Source organism: Hydrogenophaga sp. IBVHS1 (genome assembly GCF_002127265.1).
Taxonomy (GTDB): Bacteria; Pseudomonadota; Gammaproteobacteria; order Burkholderiales; family Burkholderiaceae_C; genus Hydrogenophaga.
The window spans coordinates 328,782-354,772 of sequence record NZ_NFUU01000001.1 but is presented as its reverse complement, the minus strand read 5'-3'; the positions used below and the strand labels follow the sequence as shown (position 1 = coordinate 354,772).

General features: G+C 66.4%; 30 protein-coding genes and 1 pseudogene. 24 read left to right on the top strand and 7 right to left on the bottom strand.

Annotated features, from left to right (window positions below):
• Window positions 1–169: 169 nt before the first annotated feature.
• The gene (gene fliS / locus CAP37_RS01765) at window positions 170–583 is read left to right on the top strand and encodes a flagellar export chaperone FliS (protein WP_086122583.1); all 414 of its coding nucleotides are present in this window, start codon (window positions 170–172) and stop codon (window positions 581–583) included.
• A 2-nt stretch (window positions 584–585) separates the two neighbouring features.
• Entirely contained in the window at window positions 586–888 is a 303-nt protein-coding gene (locus CAP37_RS01760) for a flagellar protein FliT (RefSeq protein ID WP_086122582.1), read from the top strand.
• Between the two features lie 10 nt (window positions 889–898).
• Here CAP37_RS01760 and fliE read toward each other — a convergent pair whose 3' ends face one another.
• Window positions 899–1,213, bottom strand: coding sequence for a flagellar hook-basal body complex protein FliE (gene fliE, locus CAP37_RS01755; protein WP_086122581.1), 315 nt, complete (start codon window positions 1,211–1,213; stop codon window positions 899–901).
• A gap of 187 nt (window positions 1,214–1,400) precedes the next feature.
• Between fliE and fliF the strand changes: the two genes are divergently transcribed.
• From fliF to CAP37_RS22105, 19 genes are all read left to right on the top strand, one after another.
• Window positions 1,401–3,086, top strand: coding sequence for a flagellar basal-body MS-ring/collar protein FliF (gene fliF / locus CAP37_RS01750; RefSeq protein WP_086122580.1), 1,686 nt, complete (start codon window positions 1,401–1,403; stop codon window positions 3,084–3,086).
• 33 nt (window positions 3,087–3,119) lie between these two features.
• Window positions 3,120–4,118 carry a flagellar motor switch protein FliG gene (fliG, locus tag CAP37_RS01745; RefSeq protein WP_086122579.1) on the top strand — a complete coding sequence of 333 codons (999 nt, stop codon included), beginning with the start codon at window positions 3,120–3,122 and terminating at the stop codon, window positions 4,116–4,118.
• Complete coding sequence (locus CAP37_RS01740) at window positions 4,102–4,794, top strand: flagellar assembly protein FliH (protein WP_086122578.1); 693 nt, start codon at window positions 4,102–4,104, stop codon at window positions 4,792–4,794. Before fliG ends, CAP37_RS01740 begins: the two co-directional genes overlap by 17 nt.
• Window positions 4,787–6,259: a flagellar protein export ATPase FliI gene (gene fliI, locus CAP37_RS01735; RefSeq protein ID WP_373271032.1), complete on the top strand. Its 1,473-nt coding sequence runs from the start codon at window positions 4,787–4,789 to the stop codon at window positions 6,257–6,259. The genes CAP37_RS01740 and fliI overlap by 8 nt, the downstream gene beginning before the upstream one ends.
• Window positions 6,256–6,735, top strand: coding sequence for a flagellar export protein FliJ (fliJ, locus tag CAP37_RS01730; RefSeq protein ID WP_086122576.1), 480 nt, complete (start codon window positions 6,256–6,258; stop codon window positions 6,733–6,735). Before fliI ends, fliJ begins: the two co-directional genes overlap by 4 nt.
• The gene (locus CAP37_RS01725) at window positions 6,732–8,051 is read left to right on the top strand and encodes a flagellar hook-length control protein FliK (RefSeq protein ID WP_086122575.1); all 1,320 of its coding nucleotides are present in this window, start codon (window positions 6,732–6,734) and stop codon (window positions 8,049–8,051) included. The genes fliJ and CAP37_RS01725 overlap by 4 nt, the downstream gene beginning before the upstream one ends.
• Before the next feature lie 207 nt (window positions 8,052–8,258).
• Window positions 8,259–8,804: a flagellar basal body-associated protein FliL gene (fliL, locus tag CAP37_RS01720; protein WP_086122574.1), complete on the top strand. Its 546-nt coding sequence runs from the start codon at window positions 8,259–8,261 to the stop codon at window positions 8,802–8,804.
• 15 nt (window positions 8,805–8,819) lie between these two features.
• Window positions 8,820–9,824, top strand: coding sequence for a flagellar motor switch protein FliM (fliM, locus tag CAP37_RS01715; protein WP_086122573.1), 1,005 nt, complete (start codon window positions 8,820–8,822; stop codon window positions 9,822–9,824).
• A complete protein-coding gene (gene fliN, locus CAP37_RS01710; RefSeq protein ID WP_086122572.1) occupies window positions 9,814–10,236 on the top strand; it encodes a flagellar motor switch protein FliN in 423 nt (140 codons plus the stop codon). The genes fliM and fliN overlap by 11 nt, the downstream gene beginning before the upstream one ends.
• Before the next feature lie 19 nt (window positions 10,237–10,255).
• A complete protein-coding gene (locus tag CAP37_RS01705) occupies window positions 10,256–10,612 on the top strand; it encodes a flagellar biosynthetic protein FliO (protein WP_086122571.1) in 357 nt (118 codons plus the stop codon).
• Window positions 10,602–11,372 carry a flagellar type III secretion system pore protein FliP gene (gene fliP / locus CAP37_RS01700; protein ID WP_086122570.1) on the top strand — a complete coding sequence of 257 codons (771 nt, stop codon included), beginning with the start codon at window positions 10,602–10,604 and terminating at the stop codon, window positions 11,370–11,372. Before CAP37_RS01705 ends, fliP begins: the two co-directional genes overlap by 11 nt.
• Window positions 11,373–11,381: 9 nt before the next feature.
• Window positions 11,382–11,651, top strand: coding sequence for a flagellar biosynthesis protein FliQ (gene fliQ / locus CAP37_RS01695; protein WP_086122569.1), 270 nt, complete (start codon window positions 11,382–11,384; stop codon window positions 11,649–11,651).
• Between the two features lie 116 nt (window positions 11,652–11,767).
• A complete protein-coding gene (gene fliR, locus CAP37_RS01690; protein WP_086122568.1) occupies window positions 11,768–12,535 on the top strand; it encodes a flagellar biosynthetic protein FliR in 768 nt (255 codons plus the stop codon).
• Window positions 12,536–12,702: 167 nt separating this feature from the next.
• The gene (locus CAP37_RS01685; RefSeq protein WP_086122567.1) at window positions 12,703–13,500 is read left to right on the top strand and encodes an SDR family NAD(P)-dependent oxidoreductase; all 798 of its coding nucleotides are present in this window, start codon (window positions 12,703–12,705) and stop codon (window positions 13,498–13,500) included.
• Between the two features lie 28 nt (window positions 13,501–13,528).
• A complete protein-coding gene (locus tag CAP37_RS01680) occupies window positions 13,529–14,002 on the top strand; it encodes a VOC family protein (protein ID WP_086122566.1) in 474 nt (157 codons plus the stop codon).
• A gap of 72 nt (window positions 14,003–14,074) precedes the next feature.
• The gene (locus CAP37_RS01675) at window positions 14,075–15,091 is read left to right on the top strand and encodes a tripartite tricarboxylate transporter substrate binding protein (protein ID WP_086122565.1); all 1,017 of its coding nucleotides are present in this window, start codon (window positions 14,075–14,077) and stop codon (window positions 15,089–15,091) included.
• Window positions 15,092–15,116: 25 nt separating this feature from the next.
• Complete coding sequence (locus tag CAP37_RS01670) at window positions 15,117–15,581, top strand: tripartite tricarboxylate transporter TctB family protein (protein ID WP_086122564.1); 465 nt, start codon at window positions 15,117–15,119, stop codon at window positions 15,579–15,581.
• Between the two features lies 1 nt (window position 15,582).
• Window positions 15,583–17,082, top strand: a complete 1,500-nt coding sequence (locus CAP37_RS01665) for a tripartite tricarboxylate transporter permease (protein ID WP_086122563.1) — start codon at window positions 15,583–15,585, stop codon at window positions 17,080–17,082.
• A 138-nt stretch (window positions 17,083–17,220) separates the two neighbouring features.
• The gene (locus CAP37_RS22105; protein WP_086122562.1) at window positions 17,221–18,783 is read left to right on the top strand and encodes a methyl-accepting chemotaxis protein; all 1,563 of its coding nucleotides are present in this window, start codon (window positions 17,221–17,223) and stop codon (window positions 18,781–18,783) included.
• Here the strand turns inward: CAP37_RS22105 and CAP37_RS01655 are convergent.
• Window positions 18,743–19,690, bottom strand: a complete 948-nt coding sequence (locus tag CAP37_RS01655) for a LysR family transcriptional regulator (RefSeq protein WP_086122561.1) — start codon at window positions 19,688–19,690, stop codon at window positions 18,743–18,745. The two genes, CAP37_RS22105 and CAP37_RS01655, sit on opposite strands and share 41 nt — an antisense overlap.
• A gap of 96 nt (window positions 19,691–19,786) precedes the next feature.
• On the opposite strand from CAP37_RS01655, the gene CAP37_RS01650 reads away from it, so the two are divergent.
• Window positions 19,787–21,004, top strand: coding sequence for an MFS transporter (locus CAP37_RS01650; RefSeq protein WP_086122560.1), 1,218 nt, complete (start codon window positions 19,787–19,789; stop codon window positions 21,002–21,004).
• 7 nt (window positions 21,005–21,011) lie between these two features.
• Here the strand turns inward: CAP37_RS01650 and CAP37_RS01645 are convergent, their stop codons facing one another.
• A complete protein-coding gene (locus CAP37_RS01645; protein WP_086122559.1) occupies window positions 21,012–21,509 on the bottom strand; it encodes a cupin domain-containing protein in 498 nt (165 codons plus the stop codon).
• Window positions 21,510–21,638: 129 nt separating this feature from the next.
• Here CAP37_RS01645 and CAP37_RS01640 point away from each other — a divergent pair, with 129 nt between their 5' ends.
• Window positions 21,639–22,166 carry a DUF2889 domain-containing protein gene (locus CAP37_RS01640; protein WP_256926850.1) on the top strand — a complete coding sequence of 176 codons (528 nt, stop codon included), beginning with the start codon at window positions 21,639–21,641 and terminating at the stop codon, window positions 22,164–22,166.
• A gap of 59 nt (window positions 22,167–22,225) precedes the next feature.
• The gene (locus CAP37_RS01635) at window positions 22,226–23,119 is read left to right on the top strand and encodes a cytochrome c (protein WP_086122557.1); all 894 of its coding nucleotides are present in this window, start codon (window positions 22,226–22,228) and stop codon (window positions 23,117–23,119) included.
• 23 nt (window positions 23,120–23,142) lie between these two features.
• Here the strand turns inward: CAP37_RS01635 and CAP37_RS01630 are convergent.
• From CAP37_RS01630 to CAP37_RS01615, 4 genes and pseudogenes are all read right to left on the bottom strand, one after another.
• A pseudogene (locus CAP37_RS01630) lies at window positions 23,143–23,247 on the bottom strand (DUF4256 domain-containing protein); the annotation flags it as partial.
• Between the two features lie 12 nt (window positions 23,248–23,259).
• The gene (locus CAP37_RS01625; RefSeq protein ID WP_086122556.1) at window positions 23,260–24,054 is read right to left on the bottom strand and encodes an ABC transporter ATP-binding protein; all 795 of its coding nucleotides are present in this window, start codon (window positions 24,052–24,054) and stop codon (window positions 23,260–23,262) included.
• Entirely contained in the window at window positions 24,048–24,971 is a 924-nt protein-coding gene (locus tag CAP37_RS01620; RefSeq protein ID WP_086122555.1) for an ABC transporter permease, read from the bottom strand. Before CAP37_RS01620 ends, CAP37_RS01625 begins: the two co-directional genes overlap by 7 nt.
• Window positions 24,972–24,989: 18 nt before the next feature.
• Window positions 24,990–25,958 (bottom strand): ABC transporter substrate-binding protein, encoded by a 969-nt coding sequence (locus CAP37_RS01615; protein ID WP_086122554.1) that lies wholly within the window; start codon window positions 25,956–25,958, stop codon window positions 24,990–24,992.
• Window positions 25,959–25,991 lie beyond the last annotated feature (33 nt).

Genomic DNA, 25,991 nt, shown 5'->3' with positions numbered 1-25,991 from the left:
GACGACAGCTTGCGCCGGCGCAGCCGTCCCTTGCTGTCTCTGGATAGGGCTGCTGCATGTCGACGGGAAGACAAACATGAACTTTTCGCCTCCATTTCATCGCCCGGAACCTACAGTCGCGCGGTCGCTTGCCGATACTGAAAGGTATCAAGCACAAGGAACCGAAGCCATGTTCACCTCTGTCAGCACACGCGCCTCATCGGCCTACAAACGGGTTGCCGCCGAGACCGGCGTGCAGGGCGCCGACGCGCACCAGCTGGTGGGCCTGCTGTTCGATGCGCTGGTGCAGACGCTCAACCACGCGCGTGGCGCGCTGGAGCGTGGCGAGATCGACATCAAGGGTGCTTCGCTGGTGAAGGCCGTGCGCATTCTGGAAGAAGGCCTCAAGGCGGGTCTGAACCTGCGCGAAGGCGGCGAGCTGGCCGGTAACCTGCACCGCCTCTACGACTACGGCATCCAGCGCCTGACGCACGCCAACCTGCGCAACGACGGTGCGGCCATCGCCGAGGTGGTGGACCTGATCGAACCGATCGCCCAATCCTGGCAACACATTCGAAGCGCGGTGCCCGCGCGGGGAGTCTGATCATGGAACACGGATTGCTCGACTACTACAAGGCGATCGAGAACACGAGCCGCCAGATGCTGGAAGCCGCCCAGACCGAAAACTGGGATCAGGTGGTGCGCCTGGAAGGCGCCTGCGCCGTGCTGATCGCGCAGTTGCGCCACAAGTCCCGCAGCGCCGATCTGGCCCCCGACGAGCGCAAGGAGAAGGTGAAAATCATGCAGCGCATCCTGCGCACCGACGCCGAAATCCGCTGCCTGGCCGAGCCGTGGCTGAACGACCTCTCGCAGCTGATCGACCGCAACCAGCCGCAGCCGATGCACTGAGTGAGCGGAATCAGACGCTCATGTTCATGATGTCGGAATAGGCTTGAACCATCCGGTTGCGGACGTGCAAGGTGGCCTGGAAACCCACCTGGGCCTTCTGCATGGCCAGCATGGTTTCTTCCAGGCTGACCTTGGGGTTGCCCAGCTGAACCTGGGTCTGCAGGCGCGAGGCGTCTTCCTGTGCCGCGCTCACGCCCTTGAGGGTGGCCTTGAAGCTGTCGGCAAAGCCGGCATCCACGCCACCGGCGGCGCCGGGGCGCTTGAGAGCAGACTGGCCGATGCCGGTGAGGGCCTGGCTGGCGACAGAGGCAATGCGCATGTCCATGGCGGACTCCTTCGACTTTGAATCAACGCCTTGATGCTAGGCGCCGGCCCGCCCGCAAGGGACGGGAATAAGGGCACAAAGCACCGCCTTTTCACGGCTATGGCCGGGGCGACGGGACCGAATAATCGACTGCAACAGGGTGTATCCCGCCCTGGAGTCGACCCCATTTCACCCGAGCATCGAACCCATGAGCACCACCGCAGTTGCCGAACTGGACATCCAGCCCGCGAACAACCGCAGCGCCTTTGGCGAGGGATTCGCCCGCATGGACGCGTCGCAGAAGCTCAAGCTGGGCCTCGGCGCGATGGCCCTGCTGGCGATTGCGCTGGCCTTCTTCTTCATGGGGCGTCAGGCCGACTGGCGGGTGCTCTACGCGAACCTGGGCGACAAGGACGGCGGCGCCATCGTGGCGCAGCTCTCGCAGATGAACGTGCCCTACAAGCACGCCGAGGGTGGACAGGCCATCATGGTGCCGGCCGACAAGGTGCACGACACGCGCCTGCGCCTCGCTTCGCAAGGCCTGCCCAAGGGCTCGGTCACCGGCTTCGAGCTGATGGAATCCAACCGCTTCGGCATGACGCAGTTCCAGGAGCGCCTGACCTTCCAGCGCGGCCTGGAGGGCGAACTCACCCGTTCCATCCAGTCGCTCTCCTCGGTGCAGGCCGCGCGCATTCACCTGGCGCTGCCGAACCAGAACGGCTTTTTCCGCGAGCAGCAGAAACCCAGTGCCTCGGTGCTGCTCACGCTGCACCCCGGCCGCACGCTGGACCGTGCCCAGGTGGCCGGCATCGTGCACCTGGTGGCATCCAGCGTGCCGGAGATGAACCCCAAGGCGGTCAGCGTGGTGGACGACGCGGGCAACCTGCAGTCTTCCCCGCCCGACTCACAGGCGCAGGGCGCCGACACCCAGAAGCTGCAGTACGTGCAACAGCTCGAACAGCTCTACACCCGCCGCATCACGGAGATGCTCGAGCCACTGGTGGGCCGCAACAACGTGAAGGCGCAGGTGAGTGCCGAGGTGGATTTCTCGATGGTTGAGTCGACCAGCGAGCAACACAAGCCCAACCAGGGCAACGAACCCAGCGCGGTGCGCAGCCAGCAGACCGTGGAAGACGGTTCTGCCGCCAGCGCCCGCCCTTCCGGCGTGCCCGGCGCGGTGAGCAACCAGCCGCCCGCCACCGGCACCGCCCCCATCAACGGCGCGGCCGCGCCCACCGGTGTCACCGGCCAGAGCACCGACAAACCGGGCTCGATGCGTCGCGAATCGGTGGTGAACTACGAGGTCGACAAGACGGTGAAGGTGGTGCGTGAATCCAGCGGCCAGATCAAACGCCTGAGCGCTGCCGTGGTGATCAACCACCGCACCGCCACCGACAAGGCGGGCAAGGAAACCACCACGCCCATCCCTGCCGCCCAGCTGGAACAGATGACCGCGCTGGTGCGCGAGACCATCGGCTTCAACAAGGACCGTGGCGACTCGGTGAACGTGGTCAACGCCGCGTTCAACGTGGAACGCACCAGCGAGGTGAGTGAGCCAGCATGGTGGCAGCAGTCCGACAACCAGGACCTGCTGCGCAGCCTGGCCTGGCCGCTGGGCATGGTGGGCATGGGCCTGCTGGTGCTGATGGGCCTGGTGCGCCCGAGCCTGAAACTGATCAAGACCCCGGTGGCCGCCCGCGCCAACACCCCGCTGCAGCCGCTGAGCGCCGTGCTCAACGAAGCGCCCGAGCGCCCGGGCCTGCCCATGCCCGCCAGCAACCAGCCCACCGCAGAAACGCAGCGCATCGCAGACGCCAAACGCCTCGCCCTGGAAAACCCCGCAGCGGTGGCCAACATCGTCAAGGGCTGGGTGAATGGCGAAGCGCCCGCCTGACCGTTCATCGCAGCACCTCACCGGAAAACGATCATGGAAGACACGGGAATCCAGGACGCGGCCATTTTCCTCATGTCGCTGGGCGAAGAGGAAGCGGCCGAGGTGTTCAAGCACCTCTCGCCCAAGGAAGTGCAGAAGCTGGGCGAGACCATCGCCAAGACGCGCTCGGTCTCGCACGACCGGGTGGACCAGGTGATGCAGAAGTTCGCCAGCGAGGCCTCTTCGCAAAGCCTGCTGGTGTCGGACACCGACAACTACGTGCGCGCCGTGCTCAAGCGCGCGCTGGGCGACGACAAGGCCTCGCTGCTGATCGACCGCATCCTGCAAGGTGGCGACGTGTCGGGCATCGAAAGCCTGAAGTGGATGGACCCGCTGTCAATCGCCGAGCTGCTGCGCAACGAACACCCGCAGATCGTGGCCGCCATCCTGGTGCACCTGGAATCCGACCAGACCGCAGGTGTGCTGAAGAATTTCACCGAGCGCACGCGCAACGAAGTGATGCTGCGCATCGCCACGCTCGAAGGCATCCAGCCCACGGCCCTGAAAGACCTCAACGAGGTGCTCTACAAGGTGCTGGCCGGTGGCGACAAGATCCGCAAGACCTCGATGGGGGGCGTGAAGACCGCCGCCGAGATCATCAACATGATGGGCACGCAGATCGAGAACTCGGTGATCGACTCGATCCGCGAGTTCGATCCCGATCTGGCTCAGAAGATCATGGACAAGATGTTCACCTTCGAAGACCTGCTCAAGCTCGACGGCAAGTCGATGCAGATGGTGCTGAAGGAAGTGGCTTCCGATTCGCTGGTGATTGCGCTCAAGGGCGCCACCACCGAGCTGCGCGACCTGGTGCTGGGCAACATGTCCACCCGCGCCGCCGAGGCGCTGCGCGAAGACCTTGAATCGCGCGGGCCGGTGCGGCTCTCGGAAGTGGAAGCGCAACAAAAGGAAATCCTGAAGGTGGTGCGCCGACTCTCCGACGAAGGCCAGATCGTGATCAGCGGCGGAGGCGAAGATGAAGCCTTCGTCTAAGCCCAATCCGCATTCGCGCTTCATCCCGCGCGAGGAAATCGATGGCGTGGCCGCGTGGCATTTTTCAGCTGTGGATGGCAGCGCAGACACCAGCGCAGGCTCCGATCAGGAGGGCGTGACGACCGAGGTGTTGCAGCAGGCCCGGCAGCAGGCACACGCCGAGGGTTTCGCGCGCGGCCACGATGCCGGTGCGCAGGAAGTGCGCGACGCGCTGGAAGCGACGCTGCGCAAGACCGCCGAAGAAACCGCCGTGCGCATGGCGCAATTGCTGCGCAACACGCGCGATCACCTGAAGAAGAGCGAAGACCAGATCTCGCGCCAGATTCTCGAAATCGCCTGCGACCTGGCGCGCCAGGTGGTGCGCCGCGAATTGCAGAGCGACACCAACCCACTCAAGCCGGTGATTGCCGAGGCGCTCTCGCAACTGGTGGACGACGGCCTGCCCGCCACCGTGCGCATGAACCCCGGCGACCTCACGCTCATGAAGGGCGCGCTGCAGGAAACCCTGTCCAGCCCGGTGCCCGAGTTCGTGGCCGATGCCAGCGTGAGCCCCGGTGGCTGCCTGATCGAGTCGGCCACCATGGCGGTGGACGCCACCATCGAGAAGCGCTGGGCCCGCGCTGTGGGCAACCTCGGCTTGAACGCCAACTGGAACCCGGAGAATGCCGATGTCTGACAGCGTGTTCGGTGCCGAGAGCCGCTGGGGTCATTTCATGGAGGACGTGCGCGCCAACGCCAAGGTGGACACCCCGCTGGAAGTACGAGGCACGCTCACCCGCCTGGCCGGTCTGGTGCTGGAGGCGGTGGGCCTGAAGGTGCCGGTGGGCTCGCAGTGCCTCATCAGCAACGGCCGCAAGGAACCGGTGCTGGCCGAGGTGGTGGGCTTCTCCAACGACCGCGCTTTCCTCATGCCCGCTGGCGACACACACGGCCTGGCCAGTGGCGCCAGCGTGACGCCGCTGGCGCCCTACCGCACCGTGCCGCGCGTGGGCCACGCCAACAAGCCGCCTTCGCCGGACGACCGGGGCACGCTTCGCCTGCCACTGGGCCGGGGCCTGCTCGGCCGCGTGGTCGATTCGCACGGCAACCCGCTGGACCACCAGGGCCCGATTCTGAACGTGGACATCGAACCGATGGACCGCGCTCCGCTCAACGCCATGGACCGGGCTCCGGTGCGCGAACCGCTGGACACCGGCGTGCGCGCCATCAACGCCCTGCTGACCGTGGGCCGTGGCCAGCGCATCGGCCTGTTCGCCGGCTCCGGTGTGGGCAAGAGCGTGCTGCTGGGCATGATGGCCCGCTACACCAAGGCCGATGTGATCGTGGTCGGCCTGATCGGCGAGCGCGGCCGCGAGGTGAAGGAATTCATTGAAGACATTCTGGGCGCCGAGGGCCGCAAGCGCTCGGTGGTGGTGGCTGCGCCGGCCGACGCGCCGCCGCTGGTTCGCATGCAGGGCGCTGCCTACGCCACCGCCATTGCCGAGCGCTTCCGCGACGATGGTCTGGACGTGCTGCTGCTCATGGATTCGCTCACCCGCTACGCCATGGCGCAGCGCGAGATTGCGCTGGCCATTGGCGAGCCCCCAGCCACCAAGGGCTACCCACCCTCGTGCTTTGCCAAGCTGCCGCAACTGGTGGAGCGCAGTGGCAACGGCCCCAATGGCGTGGGCTCCATCACCGCCTTCTACACCGTGCTCTCCGAGGGCGACGACCAGCAGGATCCGATTGCGGATGCCGCGCGCGCCATTCTGGACGGCCACATCGTGCTCTCGCGCTCACTCGCCGAATCCGGCCACTTCCCCGCCATCGACGTGGAGGCCTCGGCTTCGCGCGTGATGCACAACGTGGCCGGTGCCGTGCACCTGGAACTCGCGCGCCGTTTCCGTGGCCTGTATTCGCGCTACCTGAAGAGCCGCGATCTGATCCAGCTCGGCGCGTACGTGCCGGGCAGCGACCCCGAGACCGACCGCGCCATCGTGCTCTACCCCGCCCTGCAGCGTTTCCTGATGCAGGACATGTTTGAGGCGGCCACGCTGCCGGACAGCCTGCAGCAACTTCAGGCCGCACTGCAGGAAGAAAAGGCGTCGCCACAGCGTCAGGCGCGCCCCCATCACAACCCCTATGAAGGACAACAGGGATGACGACGATCCAGACGCTGAACAAGGTGGTGGAGCTGGCCGAGAAGCGGCGCGACGAGGCGATGGGCAACCTGGGCCGCATGCAGCGCGAGTTGCAGATTGCGCAGGACCAGATGGACCAGCTCAGTGCCTACGCGCAGGAATCGCAGGCGCGCTGGCAGGTTCGCAGCAGCGTCGGTGTGGACACGGCCTTGCTCATGCACCACCGCCAGTTCATGCAGAAGATCGACCACGCCATGGAGTTTCAGCGCGGCGTGCTGGGTGAACGCCAGGCCATGATCGAACGCAGCCAGGAACAGGTGCACGCGGCCGAACGCGACCTCGCCGGCCTGCGCAAATTCACCGAGCGCAAGCAGCAGGCCATCACGCACCGGGCCGAGCGCCAGGAGCAGAAGCAGACCGATGAATTGGCGCTGGCCATCCACCTGCGCCAGAGCCTGGCGCAGGCCCAGTCGCGCAACGAAGGGCACGCCCGATGAGCACCGCCAACGCCGTTTCCCGACCCGCCGAGTCACAACGTCCGGCGCAGTCCGCTGCGCACAGCAAGGCGGCGGCCGAGAAGCCCGCCGAGCCCGACCTGTTCGCCAGCTTGCTGAATCTGGTGAGCGACACCCGCCTGGAGCCGGACGCAACGCCCCTGCCAGCCGAGCCGTCGGCCACCGACGCTCCTGCAGAGGACGCCGAAGAGCCGAATCCGCTGACCGCCCTGCTCGCCTGGGCCACGCCAGCCAGCGCGGCCGCCACACCCGCGAACACCGGCAGCAGCAACACCACCCCAGCCAGCGCCACTGCAGCGCCCGCCAGCACCACAGCGCCAGCGCTCGGCAAAGAAACCGCCCTGCCCACCGCAGGCAAGCCCGAGGCGGGCGGCTTGGACATCACCGGCATGACGCCAGTGGTGGACGAAAAAATCGCCACTGCCGACTTGGCCGCACCGGCCAGTGCACCCGCGCGGCCGGCCTTCGCCACCCCGGCGGCCCGCCCCGCCTTTGCCAGCCGCATGGAAACACCGGCCCAGGCGGGCGCGCCCGCCATGGTGTGGCAGCGCGGCGCGGTGTCCAGCACCGATGCGTTGCAGCAGCAGTTCGCCAGCCAGGCCGTCCAGCAACCGCACCACGCGCCGCTGGCCAGCGTGCGCAGCACGGTGGCGCTCGACGAGCGCTTCACCCTCACCAGCGTCCTCAACACGTCGACCACGCCGCGCGAGGCCGGCGCCGAACTGGTGCTGCCCGGTGGCGGTGGCGCACGCACAGCGGCCTTTGAAGCCGCACCCGGCGTGGCAAGCCCCACGGGTGCCGAAGGCGGCGCCACCGGCGACAGCACGGGCGGATCGTCCGGCGATACCCTGCCTGGCGACCAGACGGGGCAAGGCCAGGACGGCACGCGCGCCGAACGCGAAGCCGAAGGCCCCACCGTCAGCCACTGGGGCACGCAGCACCTGCGCCACGCCAGCCTGCGCGTGGGCGAATCCGGCACCGATGCCATCGACATCCAGCTCTCCATGAAGGGCCAGGAGGTTCAGGTGGCTTTCCAGAGCGACAACGCCGAAGCCCGCGCCAGCCTGCGCGAGAGCGCCAGCGACACCCTGACCGAGCTGCTGCAGCGCAGCGGCATCCAGCTGGGCAACGTGTCGGTGGGCACGCAGGGGCAACAGCAAGGTGGCCACAGCCCGCACACGCCCACGGTCACCCGGGGTGAGACGATCGGAAAAGCAGAACCCGCCGTGGCCACGCCTCCGTCTCCACGCCCGTCTCCCCGCGCCGACGGCAGCCAGCCGCTCGACCTTTTTGTCTAGGCAAAGCGCCCCCACGCTCCACCGCTTCGCGGGTCGCTGCCCCCACGGTGGCTGGGCCAGCCTTGGGGCGGCCCGGCGGTTGGCCCGTTCTCCCTAGCTCTGGAAAGACCGCCTTTTCGGGTGCTTTTCCAGTGAATACCCCAGGGGCCCCACCCCAATAATTCCTTCAACCCCACACGCATTCCGCGTGTTTGCCGAAGGAAATCCATGTCCGCCGCTGCCGCCGCCACTGCCGCCACCGCCGCCGCTCCCGAAGCGCCGAAGAAGAAGAGCAAAAAGCTGCTGTTCATCATCGTCGGCGTGGTGGTGCTGGCGCTCGCCGGCGCAGGGGGTGCGCTGTTCATCCTGAAGAAGAACACCGCCGACGAACACGGCGATGAAGAGGCGGCAGCCGAAGAGAGCCACAAGTCCAAAACCCCGCCCACCTTCCTGCCGCTGGAGAACATGGTGGTCAACCTGGCCGATGCCGGTGGCAACCGTTTCGTCCAGCTCGGCCTGACGCTGCAGCTCCAGGACAGCGCCACCGAAGCCGCCGTCAAGGTCTACCTGCCGAGCATCCGCAGCCAGATCCTGGTGCTGATCTCGCAGCGCACCGCCGAAGAAATGCTGCAGGTGCAGGGCAAGGAAAAGCTCTCGGCCGACATCATCGCCACGGTGTCCAAGGAGATGGGCTACACGAGCGCCAAGGCGGGTGCCAAGGCCCAACCGAGCCCGGTTCAGGCCGTGCTGTTCTCCAGCTTCATCGTTCAATAAACAGGACGACACGCCATGGCCGATTCGTTTCTGTCCCAGGAAGAGATCGACGCCCTGCTCGAAGGCGTCACGGGCGAGAGCCAGAAGCTGGCCAAGGAAGAAGTGCCCACCGATGGCGTGCGCAACTACAACCTCTCGAGCCAGGAACGCATCGTGCGTGGGCGCATGCCCACCATGGAGATCGTCAACGAGCGCTTCTCGCGCAACCTGCGCCTGGGTCTTTTCAACTTCATTCGCCGCAGCCCCGAGATTTCGGTGGGTGCGGTGCAGGTGCAGAAATACAGCGCCTTCCTGCGCGAGCTGGTGGTGCCCACCAACTTCAACATCATGGCCATCCGCCCGCTGCGCGGCAACGGCCTGGTGGTGTGCGAGCCCACCCTGCTGTTCGGCGTGATCGACAGCCTGTATGGCGGCAACGGCAAGTTTCACACCCGCATTGAAGGCCGCGATTTTTCCCCCACCGAACAGCGCGTGATCAACCGCCTGGTGGACGTGGTGGCCGAGGAATACAAGAAGGCCTGGCGCGGCGTGTACCCGATCGAGCTGGCCTACCAGCGCTCGGAAATGCAGCCGCAGTTCGCCACCATCGCCACGCCGAGCGAGATCGTGGTGTCCACCAGCTTCACACTGGAGATCGGCGACATCTCGGGCTCACTGCACATCTGCATTCCCTACGCCACGCTGGAGCCGATCCGCGACGTGCTGTATTCCAGCGTGCAGGGCGACGCCATCGAGGTGGACCGCCGCTGGGTCAAGCTGCTGAGCCACGAAATCCAGGCCGCCGAGGTGAGCATGGTGGCCGAGCTGGCACAGACCGAGGCCACGGTGGAGCAACTGCTGGCGATGCAGATCGGCGATTTCATCGAGCTCGACCGCATGCCCACGATCAAAGCCCATGTGGATGGCGTGCCGGTTTTTGAATGCCAGTACGGCACCCACAAGGGCAAATACGCACTGCGCGTGGAACGCAACCTGCGCGGCATCGACGCGAACTGGCTGGGAGATTCGTATGTCAACTGAGACCACCAACACCATGAACGACGCCGTCACCGACGACTGGGCACAGGCCCTGGAAGAACAGGCCGGCTCGGCCAACGCACACGCCGATGGCGCGCCCGAATTCGAGGCCAACGCAGTGCCGGTGACCCCCAGCGCGAGCAACCCGATGCAGGACATCCAGATGGTGCTGGACATTCCGGTGCAGCTCTCGGTAGAACTCGGTCGCACCCGCGTGCCGATCAAGTACATCCTGCAGCTGGCACAGGGCTCCATCGTGGAACTCGACGCGCTGGCCGGCGAACCCATGGACGTGCTGATCAATGGCTACCTGATCGCGCAGGGCGAGGTGGTGGTGGTGAACGACAAGTTCGGCATCCGCCTGACCGATATCGTCACCCCGTCCGAGCGCATGCGGCGCGTAAGCCGCACCTGATCCCAATACCGAGCCCGACATGCTGCAAAACGCGATTCCCGCGCTGCTTCTGCTCGCCCTCATGGTGGGCATCGCCTTCGCCCTGAAGTGGGCCCGGGGCCGCCTGCCCGGCGTGGCCGGCCAGGGCAACGGCCCGGCGCTGCGAGTGCTCTCCAGCCTCTCGCTGGGGCCGCAGCAGCGCGTGGTGACGGTGCAGGTGGGCCAGGGCGACGAGCGTGTGTGCCTGGTGCTGGGCGTGGCGCCGGGTGGCGTGAGCGCGCTGCACCAGATGACCATGCCATCAGAACCCGAAATCCAGACACCCGGCCAGATGCCCGCAGCCACCGGTTTTGCTGCGCGCCTGGCCCAACTCACGAAAGCGCCTCATGCGCGTTGAAACCGCACTGCGGCTCCTTGGTGCGACCGTCCTGGTGTTGCTTGGTGCCAGCGCCTTTGCCCAAGGCGCGCCTGCCGCACCCACCGGCCCCTCGCTGCCGCTCATGGTTGGCCAGGGCGCGGGTGGCAACACCTACTCGGTGCCGATCCAGACGCTGCTGTTCTTCACCGCGCTGTCTTTCCTGCCGGCGGTGCTGCTGCTCATGACGGGCTTCACCCGCATCGTGATCGTGCTGTCGCTGCTGCGCCAGGCACTGGGCACCCAGTCCGCGCCGCCCAACCAGGTGATCGTGGGGCTGTCGCTGTTCCTCACGCTGTTCGTGATGGGCCCGACGCTGGACAAGGTTTACGCCGACGCCTACGACCCGTATTCAAAGAACGCCATCAGCTTCGAGCAGGCACTGGAACGCGGCCAGGCCCCCATGCGCGCCTTCATGCTCAAGCAGACGCGCCAGTCCGACTTTGAACTTTTTGCCAAGCTGGCCAAGCTGCCCAACGACGTGACCGCCGAGACCGCGCCGTTCCGCGTGCTGGTGCCGGCCTTCGTCACCAGTGAGCTGAAGACCGCGTTCCAGATCGGCTTCATGATCTTCATCCCCTTCCTGGTGATCGACATGGTCGTGGCTAGCGTGCTGATGTCGCTGGGCATGATGATGCTGTCGCCGGTGCTGGTGGCCCTGCCATTCAAGCTCATGCTGTTCGTGCTCGCGGATGGCTGGAATCTGTTGATCGGCTCGCTCGCCGCTTCCTTCGCCACCTAGGACAAGACCATGGACCCCCAAGCCGCCCTCACGATGGGGCAGAACGCCCTCTTCCTGCTGCTCATGGTGGCCGCGCCGGTGCTGGGCACGGTGCTGGGCATCGGCCTGCTGGTGAGCCTGTTCCAGGCCATCACGCAGATCAACGAAGCCACGCTGGCCTTTGTGCCCAAGCTCATCGGCGCCATCGCGGTGTTTGCCATCGCCGGCCCGTGGATGATGACCACCATGGTCGAGTTCATCCGCAACACGATCCTGTCAATCCCGAACTACGCGATATAGATGGAACACCCCCGCCGCGCTTCGCGCGACCCCCTCAAGGGGGCGACACCAGAGGCCCGGCGAAGCCGGTTCCTCGGTGTCTCTCGAGGGGACACAGCGCACCGGACAGGCTGATCATGCCAACCTTCACCGAAGCTCAGGTGATGGCGCTGGTCTCGCCGGTGTTCTGGCCGTTTCTGCGCATCCTCGCGGTGTTTTCCAGCGCGCCGATTTTCTCTGCGCGGTCGGTCCCCATGCGCACGCGTGTGGCGCTGGCTTTCATCGTCGCGGTGTGCGCGCAGGCCGGGATGCCCGAGCAACCCATGGTGGCCCTCACCGACCCCGGCGCCTTCGCGGTGGTGATGCAGCAGGTGGTGGTGGGCGTTGCCATTGGGCTGGCGGTGCGCATCGTGTTCGCTTCGGTCGAACTGGCCGGTGAACTCATTGGCCTGCAGATGGGTTTGAACTTCGCCGGTTTTTTTGATCCGTCCACCAACTCGCAGTCGAGCACGGTGGGCCGCTTCTTCGGCAACACCACCATGCTGCTCTTCGTGGTGCTCAACGGCCACCTCATGCTGATCGGTGCGGTGATCTCCAGCTTCGAGCTGTTCCCGGTCGGCGCGAGCGCCTTCGAGTCGATCAACCGCATGCGCCTGCACGAGCTCGGCGCGGTGGTGTTTCGCTACGGTCTGTGGATCGCGCTGCCCATGATCGGCATGCTGCTGTTCATCAACATCGTGCTCGGCTTCGTCTCGCGCATCGCACCGCAGATGAACGCCTTCGCCATCGGCTTCCCGCTCACGCTGTCGGCCGGTCTGCTCGGCATTGCGTTCACCTTGCCGATGCTCGACGCACCGGTGATGGCGCTCATGAAGCTCGCCACCGAGATCTTCACCGGCGGCTGAGGCGGGCGGCCTGGCGCTGCGGCGGCCTTCTGTTCCACCGCTGAAAAAGTCTTTTTCGACGACAGGCTGGTCAGGCCAGCATGGCCTGCATACAGTAGCGCCACTTCGCAGACCAACCGGTATTCAACCGGTCAGGCGCGTCACATCTACAAATCGGAGACAACGCCATGGATCTGGATCTCAGAGGAAAACTCGCGCTCGTTTCGGGCTCCACGCGAGGCATCGGCCTGGCCAGCGCCACCGGCCTCGCCCGCATGGGCGCCGAGGTCATCGTCAATGGTCGCGCGGCCCCCGCCGTGGCCGAAGCCGCCGCCAAGATCGTGGCCGCCGTGCCCGGTGCCAAGGTGCACCAGGCGGTGTCCGACCTCGGCACCGCCGAAGGTTGCGCAGCCATCATCGCCGCGCATCCGTCGGTCGACATCCTCGTCAACAACATGGGCATCTACGAGCCCAAGGGCTTCTTCGACATCCCCGACGAAGACTGGACGCGCATGTTCGAGGTGAACGTGATGAGCGGTGTGCGGCTCACCCGCCACTACCTGAAGGACATGCTGGACCACAAGGACTGGGGCCGCGTGGTGTTCGTCTCCAGCGAGTCCGCCATCTACGTGCCAAAGGAAATGGTGCACTACGGTTTCTCCAAGGCGGCGCAGATGTACATCGCACGTGGAGCGGCCGAATCCACCAAGGGCACCAACGTCACCGTGAACTCGGTGCTGCCCGGCCCGACCTGGGTGGAGATGGCACCGGTGCGGCTGGCGGCACGCGCCGCCAACATGGGCACCACGGCCGATGATCTGGCCGCGCGCACCTTCACCGAGCGCCGCCCTGCATCGCTGCTGCAGCGCTACGCCTCGCCGGAAGAAATCGCCAACCTCATCTGCTACGTGGCGTCCAAGGCATCGAGCGCCACCAACGGCGCGGCGCTGCGGGTCGATGGCGGCATCGTCACCAACCCTTTCTGACCTTCACGCCACCCTCAGGAGCCATGCCATGACGATCCACATGAAAGCCCCTCTGGAAATCGGCATCAGCGTGAAGGACGTGGACCGCGCCGCGGAGTTCTACGAAAAGGCGCTGGGCTTCCAGCGGATGTCCGAGGCCACGCTGGCGCCCGACCGCGCCGCACTCGCGGGCTTCGGCCCGGTGGCCTTTCGCATGGTGCGCATGCAGACCAACTACGGCGAGCGCATCAAGCTGCTGCAGTCCACGCCCGGCCCGGTGGGTGACCCGGCTGCAGAGACCATCCTGGGCCCGGCGGGCATCGCCTACCTGACCTTCGTGGTCGGCGACATCGAAGCCGCCATCGTCCGGCTGAAGGCGGCCGGCGTGAAGCTCATGAGCGATGCGCCGGTGCAGACGCGCCCGGGCACCCGCCTGCTTTTCTTCCGCGATTGCGAAGGCAACCCGCTCGAACTCGTGCAGTACGACGACCTGGCTGCCTACCGGCCCGACATCGCGCACTGAACGCCGGTTTTTCCTCTAGCAGACGGTCTGGCACAAGACCGCATTTCCAACCCCACCACCCTTGGAGACACCATGAACACACTGAACCGCCGCGTGGCCCTCGCCCTGCTGGTCGCCGCGCCCATCGCCCCCTTCGCCGCCCACGCCCAGGAATGGAAGCCCGATCGTTCGGTGACCATCGTGGTGCCCTTCCCGCCCGGTGGCACCGCCGACCAGGTGGCCCGTCTGGTGGCGGTGGAAATGGAGAAGTCGCTCGGCCAGCGTTTCGTGGTGACCAACCAGCCCGGTGCCACCGGCGCCATTGGCGCACGCGCCGTGCGCGACGCGCCCAAGGACGGCTACACCTGGCTCGGCACCGCGCACCGCCTGGTGGGCACCTACGGCATCATGGGCGACGTGAAGGTCGGCCTGGATGAGTTCCACCAGTTCCTGGCGATCACCAACGTACCCGTGATCAGCGTGGCCAGCAACTCGCCCTACAACGATTTCGGCGCCCTGCTCGCCGCGCTGAAGGACAAGCCCGGCCAGCTGACGGTGGGCACTGCCGGCCCGGCCACCAGCGGCCACTTCGCCATGGAAGCGGTGGCGCAGACCGTGAACATCAAGTACCGCCATGTCACCTACCAGGGTGGTGCGCCGGCGGTGCTGTCCACGGTGTCGGGCGAGACCATCATCAACGCCGAGCTGGCCAGCGACCAGGCCGAGATGATTCGCGGCAAACGCCTGAAGCCGCTGGCGGCCCTGAGCAATGCGCCGCTGGAGATCAAGGGCTACGGCTCTATTCCCTCCATCAAGCAGTGGATTCCCAACCTGCCGGCGGTGACCACACAGTTCGGCATCCTGATTCCGAAGGGCGTGCCGCAGAACGTGATCGACACCGTGACCAAGCTGTGGAACGAGAAGATCGCGAAGTCGCCCCAGCTGGCCACCTGGGCCGAAGACCGTGGCGCGCTGCTGACCGTGCTGGCCGGCAAGGCGGCGGAGGATGCCGTGACTCCGACCGTGGTGTCGTCGGCCTGGATGATGCACGCCGCCGGCCTCACCAAGGCCTCGCCCGAAACGATCGGCATCCCGCCTCTGGGACGCTGAAGCAGCGCCACACGCACGCCCGCGCATGAACCGCAAGGACATCGCCGCGGGCCTCCTGTTGCTGGCGATGGGCGCCTTTGCGCTGTTCGCCGGCCGGGGGCTCGCCCTGACGAACTTCGACGCCATGGGTCCGGGTTATTTCCCGCGCGCCCTGGCGGCCATGCTGTGCGTGCTCGGCGTGCTCATTCTCGCGGGCGGTCTGCGCAAAGGTCGTGCGGCCCGGCCGGGGCTGGACGCCGATGCCGGCGCCACACCCTGGCGCGCCATCGTCTCGATCAGCCTGGCCCTGCTGTGGTTCGGGCTCACAGTGCGCGTGCTGGGCCTGGGCCCGGCGCTCGTTGGTGCGGTGCTGCTGGCCTGTGCGGCCAGCCCGCGTTCCAGCGTTCGCTCCAGCCTGTTGCTGGCCACGGGCATGGTGCTGTTTTCCTGGTTGGTGTTCGTGTATTTCCTGCGGATGCCGGTCCCGATGCTGGGCACGTTGTTCACCTGACATGGAACTCCTCGACAACCTCGCCCTGGGCTTCGCCACCAGTCTGAGCTGGCAGAACCTGCTGCTGTGTTTTCTGGGCGTGCTGCTGGGCACGCTGGTGGGTGTGCTGCCGGGCATCGGGCCAGTGGCCACCATTTCGATGCTGCTGCCCATCACCTTCGTGATGCCGCCGGTGGCCGCGCTGATCATGATGGCGGGCATCTACTACGGCACGCAGTACGGCGGCTCGACCACCGCCATCCTCATCAACATGCCGGGCGAAGCCTCGTCCATCGTGACCGCGCTCGACGGCCACCAGATGGCGCGGCAGGGCCGGGCCGGCACCGCACTGGCCACCGCCGCCATCGGTTCGTTCTTCGCCGGCACCTGCGCCACCCTGCTCGTCGCACTGCTCGCGCCGCCGTTGACCGAACTCGCGCTCAAGGTGGGTTCACCCGAATATTTCGCGCTGATGGTGCTCGGCCTCATTGCCTCGATCACGCTGGCGCAGGGCTCGGTGATGAAGGCGCTCGCCATGCTGGTGCTTGGCGTGCTGCTGGGCACGGTGGGGCAAGACCTGGACAGCGGCACCGAGCGCTTCACCTTCGGCCTGCCCGAGCTGGCCGACGGGCTGGAGTTCGTGGCCATGGCCATGGGCCTGTTCGGCATCTGCGAGATTCTGCGCAACCTCGAGATCGGTCGCTCCCGCAGCCCCGAGGTGAGCGCCGTGGGCGGCCTCATGCCGACGCGAGAAGAATTCCGCCAGATGGTCAAGCCCATGCTGCGTGGCACGGCGCTGGGCTCTGCGCTGGGCGTGCTGCCGGGGGGCGGTGCCATCCTGGCGTCGTTCGCGTCTTACTCGCTGGAGAAAAAACTGGCGGAGCAGCCTCAGCGTTTCGGCAAGGGTGCGATCGAAGGCATCGCCGGGCCGGAGTCGGCCAACAACGCCGCCGCGCAGACGTCCTTCATTCCCATGCTCACGCTGGGCATTCCGGCCAGCCCGGTGCTGGCCTTGATGATCGGTGCGCTGATCGTTCAGGGCATCACGCCCGGCCCCACGGTGATGCTGCAGCAGCCCGCGCTGTTCTGGGGTCTGATCTGTTCCATGTGGCTGGGCAACGCCATGCTGCTCGTGCTCAACCTGCCCCTGGTCGGCATCTGGGTGCGGCTGCTCACGGTGCGCTACCACCTGCTCTATCCCATCATCGTGGGCTTCTGCTGCATCGGCGTGCTCAGCATCTCCAACAACGTGTTCCACGTCTATTCACTCATCGGCTTCGGCCTCATCGGCTACCTGCTGCTGCGGCTGGACTTTGAACCCGCCCCGTTGTTGCTGGGCTTTGTGATCGGCCCGCTGCTGGAGGTGAACTTCCGCCGCTCGCTGGTGCTCTCGGCCGGCGACCCGATCATCTTCCTTGAACGCCCGGCCACAGCGGCCATGCTGGGGCTGGCCGCGCTGGCCCTGATCGTGGCGGCCCTGCCGGCCATGCGCCGGCGGCGCGACCACGCTTTTGTCGAGTGAAGGTGTTCCGGGGCTGAAGTTGCGGCGTCCAGAAGCGACCGCCGGTCACCCCGCGCTACACAAGCGCGGCAGCGCGCCGAAACGGAAGCAACGATCGCCTGCGCATCCGCAGCGTGGTCTCTTCCTACAGGAGCCTTCATGAAACTTCGCACCCAGATCCTCTGCCTGGGCCTGGCCGGCGCCGCGCTGGTGTCGGCTGCGGGCGGCATCGGTCTGCTGGCCGTTTCGTCCATGGCGGTCAAGGTCGAGGCATCGGCCCTGTCGAGCCAGGCGCTGCAGGCCACGCTGAGCGCCGACATGATGCACGACGCCCTGCGCGGCGATGCCCAGCGCGCGCTGCTCGCCGCCATGAAAGGCGACGCCGCCACCATCGCCGCCGCGAGGACTGACCTGGACGATCACGTGGCGACCTTCGACGCCGCGCTGGCGAAGATCGCTGCCTCCGGCATCGACGACCGGTCGCGCAAGGCGCTGGAGAGCGCGCTGCCGGTGGTGAAGCAATACACGCAGGCCGCACAGGCGGTGGTGGCCGGCTCGACCCAGGGCGTGGCGCAGGCGGAAGCCCAGTTGCCGGCGCTGAACCAGGCGTTTGCGCAACTAGAAGACGCGCTGGAAGATCTCTCGGGAATGATCGAAGAAGATGGCGCCGCCATCTCCGAAGCCGCTTCAACAAGCGTCACACAATCCTTGTGGACGCTTGGCCTGGCGGTGCTCGTGGCCACGGTCACGCTGGTGCTGGGCGCGCTGTGGGTGGCCCGCCTCATGGCCATCCCCATGGGCCAGGCGGTGGCGGCCGCTGGGCATCTGGCTCAGGGCAACCTGGCCATGCCCATCGCGCTGGTGGGCAACGACGACACACGTCAATTGCTGGAGGCCCTGCGCACCATGCAGCAGCGCATCAGCGACACCGTGAGCCATGTGCAGGACAACGCAGCCCTGGTGTCGGAGGCCAGCGCACAGATCGCCCAGGGCAACACCGACCTGTCCACCCGCACCGAACAGCAGGCCTCGGCGCTGGAGGAAACCGCAGCGTCGATGGAAGAGCTGGACACCACCGTGCGCCTGACCGCCGACCACGCGCAGAAGGCCAACGCCCTGGCGAAGAACGCCTCGGAAGTGGCGGCCCAAGGTGGCGACGTGGTGGGCCAGGTGGTGGAGACCATGAAGGGCATCAACGACAGCTCGCGCCGCATCGCCGACATCATTGGTGTGATCGACGGCATTGCGTTCCAGACCAACATCCTCGCGCTCAACGCGGCGGTGGAAGCCGCCCGCGCTGGCGAACAGGGGCGTGGCTTCGCGGTGGTGGCTGCCGAGGTGCGCAACCTCGCGCAGCGCAGCGCGCAGGCGGCCAAGGAGATCAAGGGCCTGATCGACGCGAGCGTTCAGCGCGTGGCCAACGGCACGGTGCTGGCCGACCAGGCCGGTGTGACCATGCAGGGTGTGGTGGAAGCGATTCGCCGTGTGTCCGACCTGGTGGGTGAAATCAGCAGCGCCACCAGCGAGCAGAGCCAGGGCGTGGGCCAGGTGGGCGAAGCAGTCAGCCAGATGGACAAGGTCACGCAGCAGAACGCGGCGCTGGTGGAAGAAAGCGCCGCCGCCTCCGACAGCCTGAAGGCCCAGGCCCTGCAACTGGTGCAGGCGGTCGCCGTGTTCAAGATCAACCGGGAACCGCGCCTGACCATGTCGCTGAAAACCTGAGCGGCGTGGGCGCGGCCTCGCGCATGGCTTCCACAAAGCGCCGCAGGCGCACCGGGTAGAAACTGGCGTAGGGATAGATAAGGTGCAGCGGCAGCGGCGCCGCCTGCCACTGGGGCGCCAGTTGCACGAGGCGACCCTGTTCCAGGTCGTCGTTCAGCAACCACGCCGAGGCCACGCACACGCCCACGCCCATCACCGCGGCGTTGCGCAGCGCATAAAGGCTGTCGGTGCTCAGGCGCGGCCGGATCGCCACCTGCCGCGTCTCGCCCGAGACCGCGTGCGACAGCGCCACTTCGGTGCGGTAGTAGGTGCGCAGCGCCATCCAGGGCAGGCCCACGAGTTCGTCGGGGTGTTCGGGCACCGGCTGGCCGCGCAGCACGCCGGGCGCGGCCACCACGATGCGCGGCACGTCCATCAGCTTGATCGCCACCACCGAGGGATCGCGCACTTCGCCCACGCGCAGTGCGCAGTCGATGCCTTCGCCGATCAGGTCGCGTTCGTCGTCGCGCAGCAGCCAGTCGACATTGACGCGGGGATTGCGCTGCAGGAACTGGGTAAGCGGCCGCACGAAATGCTCTTGCCCCAGCGCGTGGGGCGCAAGCACCCGCAGGTTGCCTTGCGCCTCCTCACCCACGCCGCGCAGCTCGGATTCAAACGAGTCCCAGCTCTCCAGCAGGGTCTTGGCGCGCTCGAAGCAGCGCTCGCCGTCTTCGGTCAGGCGCATGCCGCGCGTGGAGCGCTGGAGCAGGCGCACGCCGAGGGTACGTTCGAGCGCCTGCAGCCGCCGGCTCACCGTGGGTTGCGTGGTGCCCATCTGGGCCGCTGCACCCGAGAGGCTGCCCGCCTCGACGATGCGAACGAAGGTCTGCATGAGGTCCAGGCGGTCGCCCGTGGCGCTTTCATTCATGCGCCGATCGTATATCTGAAGTGCCGTTTCTCGGTCTACCGGCTTTGGTTTCGCTGTGACAGACTCGCCGTCAATTAAAAACCAAGGGTTTACACCATGTCCGCCATTCCTTCCACGAATACGCTGGCTGCGCACACGGCGGGCGCCGGCCTCTCCAGCGGGCTGACCCTGCTGCTCGCCACGGGCGCCGGTCTCTCGGTGGCTTCGCTGTATTACAGCCAGCCCATGCTGGGGGTGCTGGGCGCAGACATCGGCGCCAGCAACCAGGCCATGGGCCTGGTGCCCACGCTGACCCAGCTCGGTTACGCGGCGGGCATCCTGTTCACCGCACCGCTGGGCGACCGGCACGACCGCCGCACCCTCATCCTGATCAAGGTCGTGCTGCTCGTGGTGGCCCTGCTGGCGGCAGCCGTTTCACCTTCCGTGGCGCCGCTGCTGGCGGCGAGCCTGGCCATAGGGGTGGCCGCCACGCTGGCGCAAGACATCGTGCCCGCCGCCGCCACGCTGGCGCCCGACGCCCAGCGTGGGCGGGTGGTGGGCACCGTGATGACCGGCCTGCTGCTGGGCATTCTGCTTTCGCGCGTGATCAGCGGCTTCACAGCCGAGCACCTGGGGTGGCGTGCCATGTTTTTCAGCGCGGCCGTCGCCACGGGGCTGCTGGGCCTGGCGCTGTGGCGCTTCCTGCCGGCCTTCAAGCCCACCACCACGCTGGCCTATGGCGCGCTGCTGGGTTCCATGCGACATCTGTGGAGCCTGCACCGCAGCGTGCGGTACGCCGCTTTGGCGCAGGGCACGCTGGCAACAGGCTTCGGTGCGGTGTGGTCCACGCTGGCGCTGTGGCTGCATGGCGAACCGTTCCATCTGGGCGCGGCAGCCGCGGGGGCCTTCGGCCTGGCCGGGGCTGCAGGCGCCCTGGCCGCGCCGGTGTTCGGCCGCCTGGCCGACCGGCACGGCGCTCAGCCCATCACGCTGCTCGGCGCGGGCGTGGCGGCGGTGTCGTTCGCGTCGATGGCGGCCATTCCCTGGCTGCCTGCAAACCTGCAACTCTGGTGGCTTGCGGGCTCCGTCATCGGGTTCGACCTGGGCTTCCAGGGCTCGCTCATCGCCCACCAGACCATCATCTACGGCGCAGACCCCGGTGCCCGCAGCCGCTTGAACGCCCTGCTGTTCGTGGCCATGTTCACCGGCATGGCGCTGGGCGCCGCAGTGGGCAGCGCGCTGTTTGCCCAGTGGGGCTGGGCCGGCGTCACCGCGCTCGCCACCGCATCGAGCCTGGCCGCGCTGGCGCTGCGGTGGCGCGCAGCCCGGGCTTGAAAAAGCCTCAGACCCCGCCCGTGGGGTGCGTGGGGTCCACCCACAGCACCTGCTCGGGTTTTTCCACCGGCTCGATGTCCAGGTTGACCGCCACCGCCTGGCCATCGCTGCGGCACAGCACGCATTCGAGCACCTCGGTGGCGCTGGCGTTGATCTCCTGGTGCGGCACGAACGGGGGCACGTAGATGAAATCGCCTGGGCCAGCCTCGGCGGTGAATTCGAGTTGCTCGCCCCAGCGCATGCGCGCGCGGCCACGCACCACGTAGATCACGCTCTCCAGCGGCCCGTGGTGGTGCGCGCCGGTCTTGGCGTTGGCGTGGATGGTCACCGTGCCGGCCCAGAGCTTCTGCGCACCCACCCGCGCAAAGTTGATCGCCGCCTTGCGGTCCATGCCCGGCGTGGACGGCACGTTGCCATCAAGCTGGTTGCCCGGGATCACGCGCACACCGTCGTGCTTCCAGGCCGGATCGTGGTGGTGAGGGTGATCGGGGGTGTGGTTCGTCATGGGGATGGACGGAAAGGGGAATCCGCAGTGTGCCATCCGATGCGCCCCGCATGGCCGAAAATAGCCCCCTGCCCTGAATTCGATGGAGATTTCGCCTTGCCATTGCCACCGCCCCAAGCCCGCACGCCCATGCACAACCGCCGCGTGCACTACCAGGGCTTCCGCCGCGACGATGGCCTGTGGGACATCGAAGGCGAGCTGCACGACAGCAAGCCGCACGACATCGATCTGAAGGCCGGCGAACACATCCCTGCCGGTGAGCCGATTCATCACATGCGGCTGCGCGTCACCTTCGACGAAGCCATGGTGATCCGCGACATCGCAGTGGCCATGGACGCTTTTCCCCACGATCCCTGCCCGCAAGCCATGCCCCCGATGCAGGGCATGGTGGGCGAGGTGCTGGGGCGCGGCTGGCGCCACACCATCCAGCGCCATCTGGGCGGCATTCAGGGTTGCACACATCTGCGCGAACTGCTGTTCAACCTGGCCACCGCCGCGTTCCAGACGCGCACCGGCGTGTTCTCCCCCTCCAGCGACGGTCGCCCGCCGGCCCACCTGGGCCAATGCGTGGGCTGGGACTTCAACGGCCCGGTGGTGGAGAAGGTGTATCCCATGTTCTTCCGCTGGCAGCCGCCCGCACGCGACACCGGCGCTTGACACCGCCCCACGCGCTCGCGTGAAATGCCGCCCGTGGATTCACCACAGGAGGCGGAAAAATGAAGAAGAGAAACTGGATGCGGACCCTGCTCGCGGGGCTCACCGCGCTCGTGCTGCTGGCGGCCACGGCACTGGGCATCGGCGTTTTCCTGGCCGAGCGCAAGATGCAGCGTTTTGTGGACGTGCCGGTGAAACCGGTGGCGCTGCGCACCGATGCCGCCGCGCTCGAGCGGGGCAAGTACCTGTTTTCGTCGCGCGGCTGTGTGGATTGCCACGGCAGCACCGGCACCGGCCGCACCTTTGCGGAAGACGGTGGCCTGGTGATCGCCGGCCCCAACATCACCACCGGCCCCGGCGGCGTGGTGGCCGGCTACCAGGAGGTGGACTGGGTGCGCGCCATCCGCCACGGCGTGGGCCCCAAGGGCCGGCCGCTGATGATCATGCCGAGCGAAGACTACAACCGTTTCACCGACGACGACCTAGCTTCGCTCGTGGCCTACGTGCGCTCACTGCCGCCCGCGAGCGGCCAGGGCACGGTGCTGAAACTGCCGCTGCCGGTGAAGGCGCTCTACGGCTACGGCGTCATCAAGGACGCCGCAGCGCGCATCGACCACAACCTGCCTCCGCAACAACCCGTGCCCGAAGGCGTGACCGTGGAACACGGCAAGTACGTGGCCAACATGTGCATCGGCTGCCACGCCGAGAATCTCGGCGGCGGCAAGATACCCGGCGGCCCGCCGGACTGGCCCCCGGCGTCGAAGCTCACCCCCGGTGAAGGCAGCGTGATGGGCCGCTACCCGGACGCCGACGCGTTGATCGCCTTGTTCCGAAGCGGCAAGCGGCCCGACGGTTCGGCGGTGAAGGTGATGCCGTTTGAATCGCTGCGGGAAATGAGCGAGACGGATCTGCGGGCCTTGTATCTCTACCTGAAGTCGCTGCCGGGGAAGGGCTGATCGATGCGCGCAAAGCGGACTATTCAGACCGTCAGCGAGCCGCGGAAGCCCCTGACGGCGTAGTACGACTGCGCTCCGTTGTGGTACGTGAACACCACACCATAGCGGCGGTCACAGAACAAGGAAGTTGCGCATCGTCGTCATCCGAGCAGGAGCGCATCGTCCTCGATGCGTTCGCCACGTGTTCGTTCAAAAAGGTGAAGAAGATCAGGGACATCCATGCGCGAGCGCTCATCGCCGCTCACGTCAAGCACGACTCGTCCCTCGTGCAGCATCACGGTGCGCGACCCGTGGGTGAGGGCCTGCCGCATGCTGTGCGTCACCATCATGGTGGTGAGCCGACCATCCGCAACGATCTTGTTGGTGAGTTCCAGAACGAATGCGGCCGTCTTGGGGTCTAGCGCAGCGGTGTGTTCATCCAGCAGAAGGATCCGGGAAGGTTGCAGGGCCGCCATCAGCAGACTCACCGCCTGGCGTTGACCGCCGGACAAGAGGCCCATGCTGTCCTTGAGTCGTTTCTCAAGGCCCAGACCCAAGGTGCTGAGACGTGCCCGGAAGATGTCCCGGAGTTCTTTGTTGAGCGCCAGAGACAGGCTTCTGGGATGGCCTCGCCGCCAGGCAAGCGCCAGGTTCTCTTCGATAGTCAAGGCCTCGCAGGTGCCCGCCAGCGGATCCTGGAAGACCCGCGAAACCAGCTGGCTGCGTTGCCATGAGGCCAGCGAGGTAACGTCCACATCGTCAATCACGATGTGGCCGCCGTCGACGATCAAGTCCCCACTCAGCGCACTGAGCAGCGTGGACTTGCCGGCGCCATTGGAACCAATGACGGTCACGAACTCGCCGCTGGGAATGGTGAGGTCGAGCCCGCGCAAAGCCCGGTTTTCCATGGGGGTGCCGGCATTGAAGGTGATCTGCAGACCTTTGGCGCTCAGCATGTCGAGGCCTCCTTCCTGACACCGCCCGCCCGCGTGAAACGCCGCACCAGGTAACGCCGGGATGCAGGCAACACCAGCGCAACGGCCACGAGCACGGCGGTCACCAGGTTGAGATCCTGCGCTTTCAGGCCGATGAAGTCGCTGTTGAGGCCCAGGGCGATGAGCATTCGGTAGAGCACCGCACCGACAATGCAGCCGAGGGTAGCGATAGCGATGGTGCGTCCCGGCAGGATGGTCTCGCCGATGATCACGGCCGCCAGCCCGATGACAATGGTCCCGATGCCCATGGACACATCAGCCCCGCCCTGCGACTGTGCGAAGAGTGCTCCGGCCACGGCCACAATGCCGTTGGACAGAGCAAGCGCAGCCAGCGACAGGCGATCAGTGGAGACTCCGACCGCGCGCGTCATGCGAGCGTTGCCGCCCGTCGCCCTCATGGCCAGGCCGCTCTCGGAGGCGAAGTACCAGTCCAGCGCGAACTTGATGAGCAAGGTCAGGACCAGCAAGACCACCGCCGTTCCCCAAGGCTCGGGAATGAAATCCAGAGGGAGCAGCTGGAAGATCGTGGGCGTGTTCAGAAGCGGCTCATTGGGCTTGCCCATCACGCGCAGATTGATCGAGTAGAGCGCGATCATCATCAGGATGCCAGCCAGCAACTGCATGATCTTGAGCTTTACGTGCAGCCACCCCGTCACGAGACCTGACAACGCGCCGGCCACAAAGGCGGCCAAGGTGGCAAGCATCGGGTGCCAACCCATCACGAGTGCCGTGGCCACCACCGCACCACCCAGGGGGAAGCTGCCGTCCACGGTGAGATCGGGGAAATTGATGACGCGGAACGAGATGAACACCCCCAGCGCCACCAATGCAAATATCAATCCGATCTCGAGCGCACCCGCAAAAGCGATAGCAGTCATTGAATGCTCGAGGGTGGGTTAGTCAATGAGCCGGGTCGCCGTCTTCAACAACTCGTCGGTCAACGTGAGTCCCTGTTTTCTGGCCGCCGCCCGGTTTACATGCATCTCCAGCGTGGGGCTGACCTGGGGTGCAATTTTTCCGGGCGCTTCGCCTTTGAGAACTCGAACCACCAACTTGCCGGACTGGCGGCCCAGGTCGTAGTAGTTGGTGCCGATCCCGATGGAGGCGCCCCGCTCTGCCAGGGCCGGGTCGGCCGAGATCAGGGGCAGTTTGCCCTGCTCCGCCACTTTGGCGAGACTTTCAAATGCAGAGGTGACGTTGTTGTCCGTGGGCTCGTAGAACAAGTCCACCTTCCCGATGAGACTTTGGCCAGCGCTGGCTACGTCCACCGTTCGGGGCGCGGCGGCTTCATGCACCGTCATGCCCAATCGGGTTGCCAGCTTCTTGAGTTCTGCGATCGCAGCCACGGAGTTGGCTTCACCGGGGTTGTAGATCACGCCGATGCGCTTGGCGGACGGCATCAGCTTTCGAATCACGTCCATGTGCTTGTCAAGCATGGGGAGATCGGAGACACCGGTCACATTGCCTCCAGTGGCTTCCCAGGACTTGACCAACTTGGCAGCGACGGGGTCGGTCACGGCGCTGAAGACGATGGGAATGGTGCGCGTGGCCGCCACGGCGGTCTGGGCCGAAGGGGTGGACATGGCGACGATGACGTCGGGCTTGTCTCCCGCAAACTTGCGAGCGATCTGCGCCGCCGTGGCGGTATTGCCCTGGGCATTCTGGTAATCCAGCTTCATGTTCTTGCCGGGCACATAGCCCGCATCCGCCAGTTCATCGAGGACGCCTTTTCGAGCGGAATCGAGCGCGGGGTGGTCGACGATGGCCGTGAGGCTGACCCTCACATCGGCGGCCCAAGCGGTCGTGGCGAGAGCGCCTGTCAGCGCAAAACCCAGAAAGGCCGAGCGGAACTTGCTTGTGAACATGCATTTGTCTCCTGAGGGTTGTGTATGTCGCTT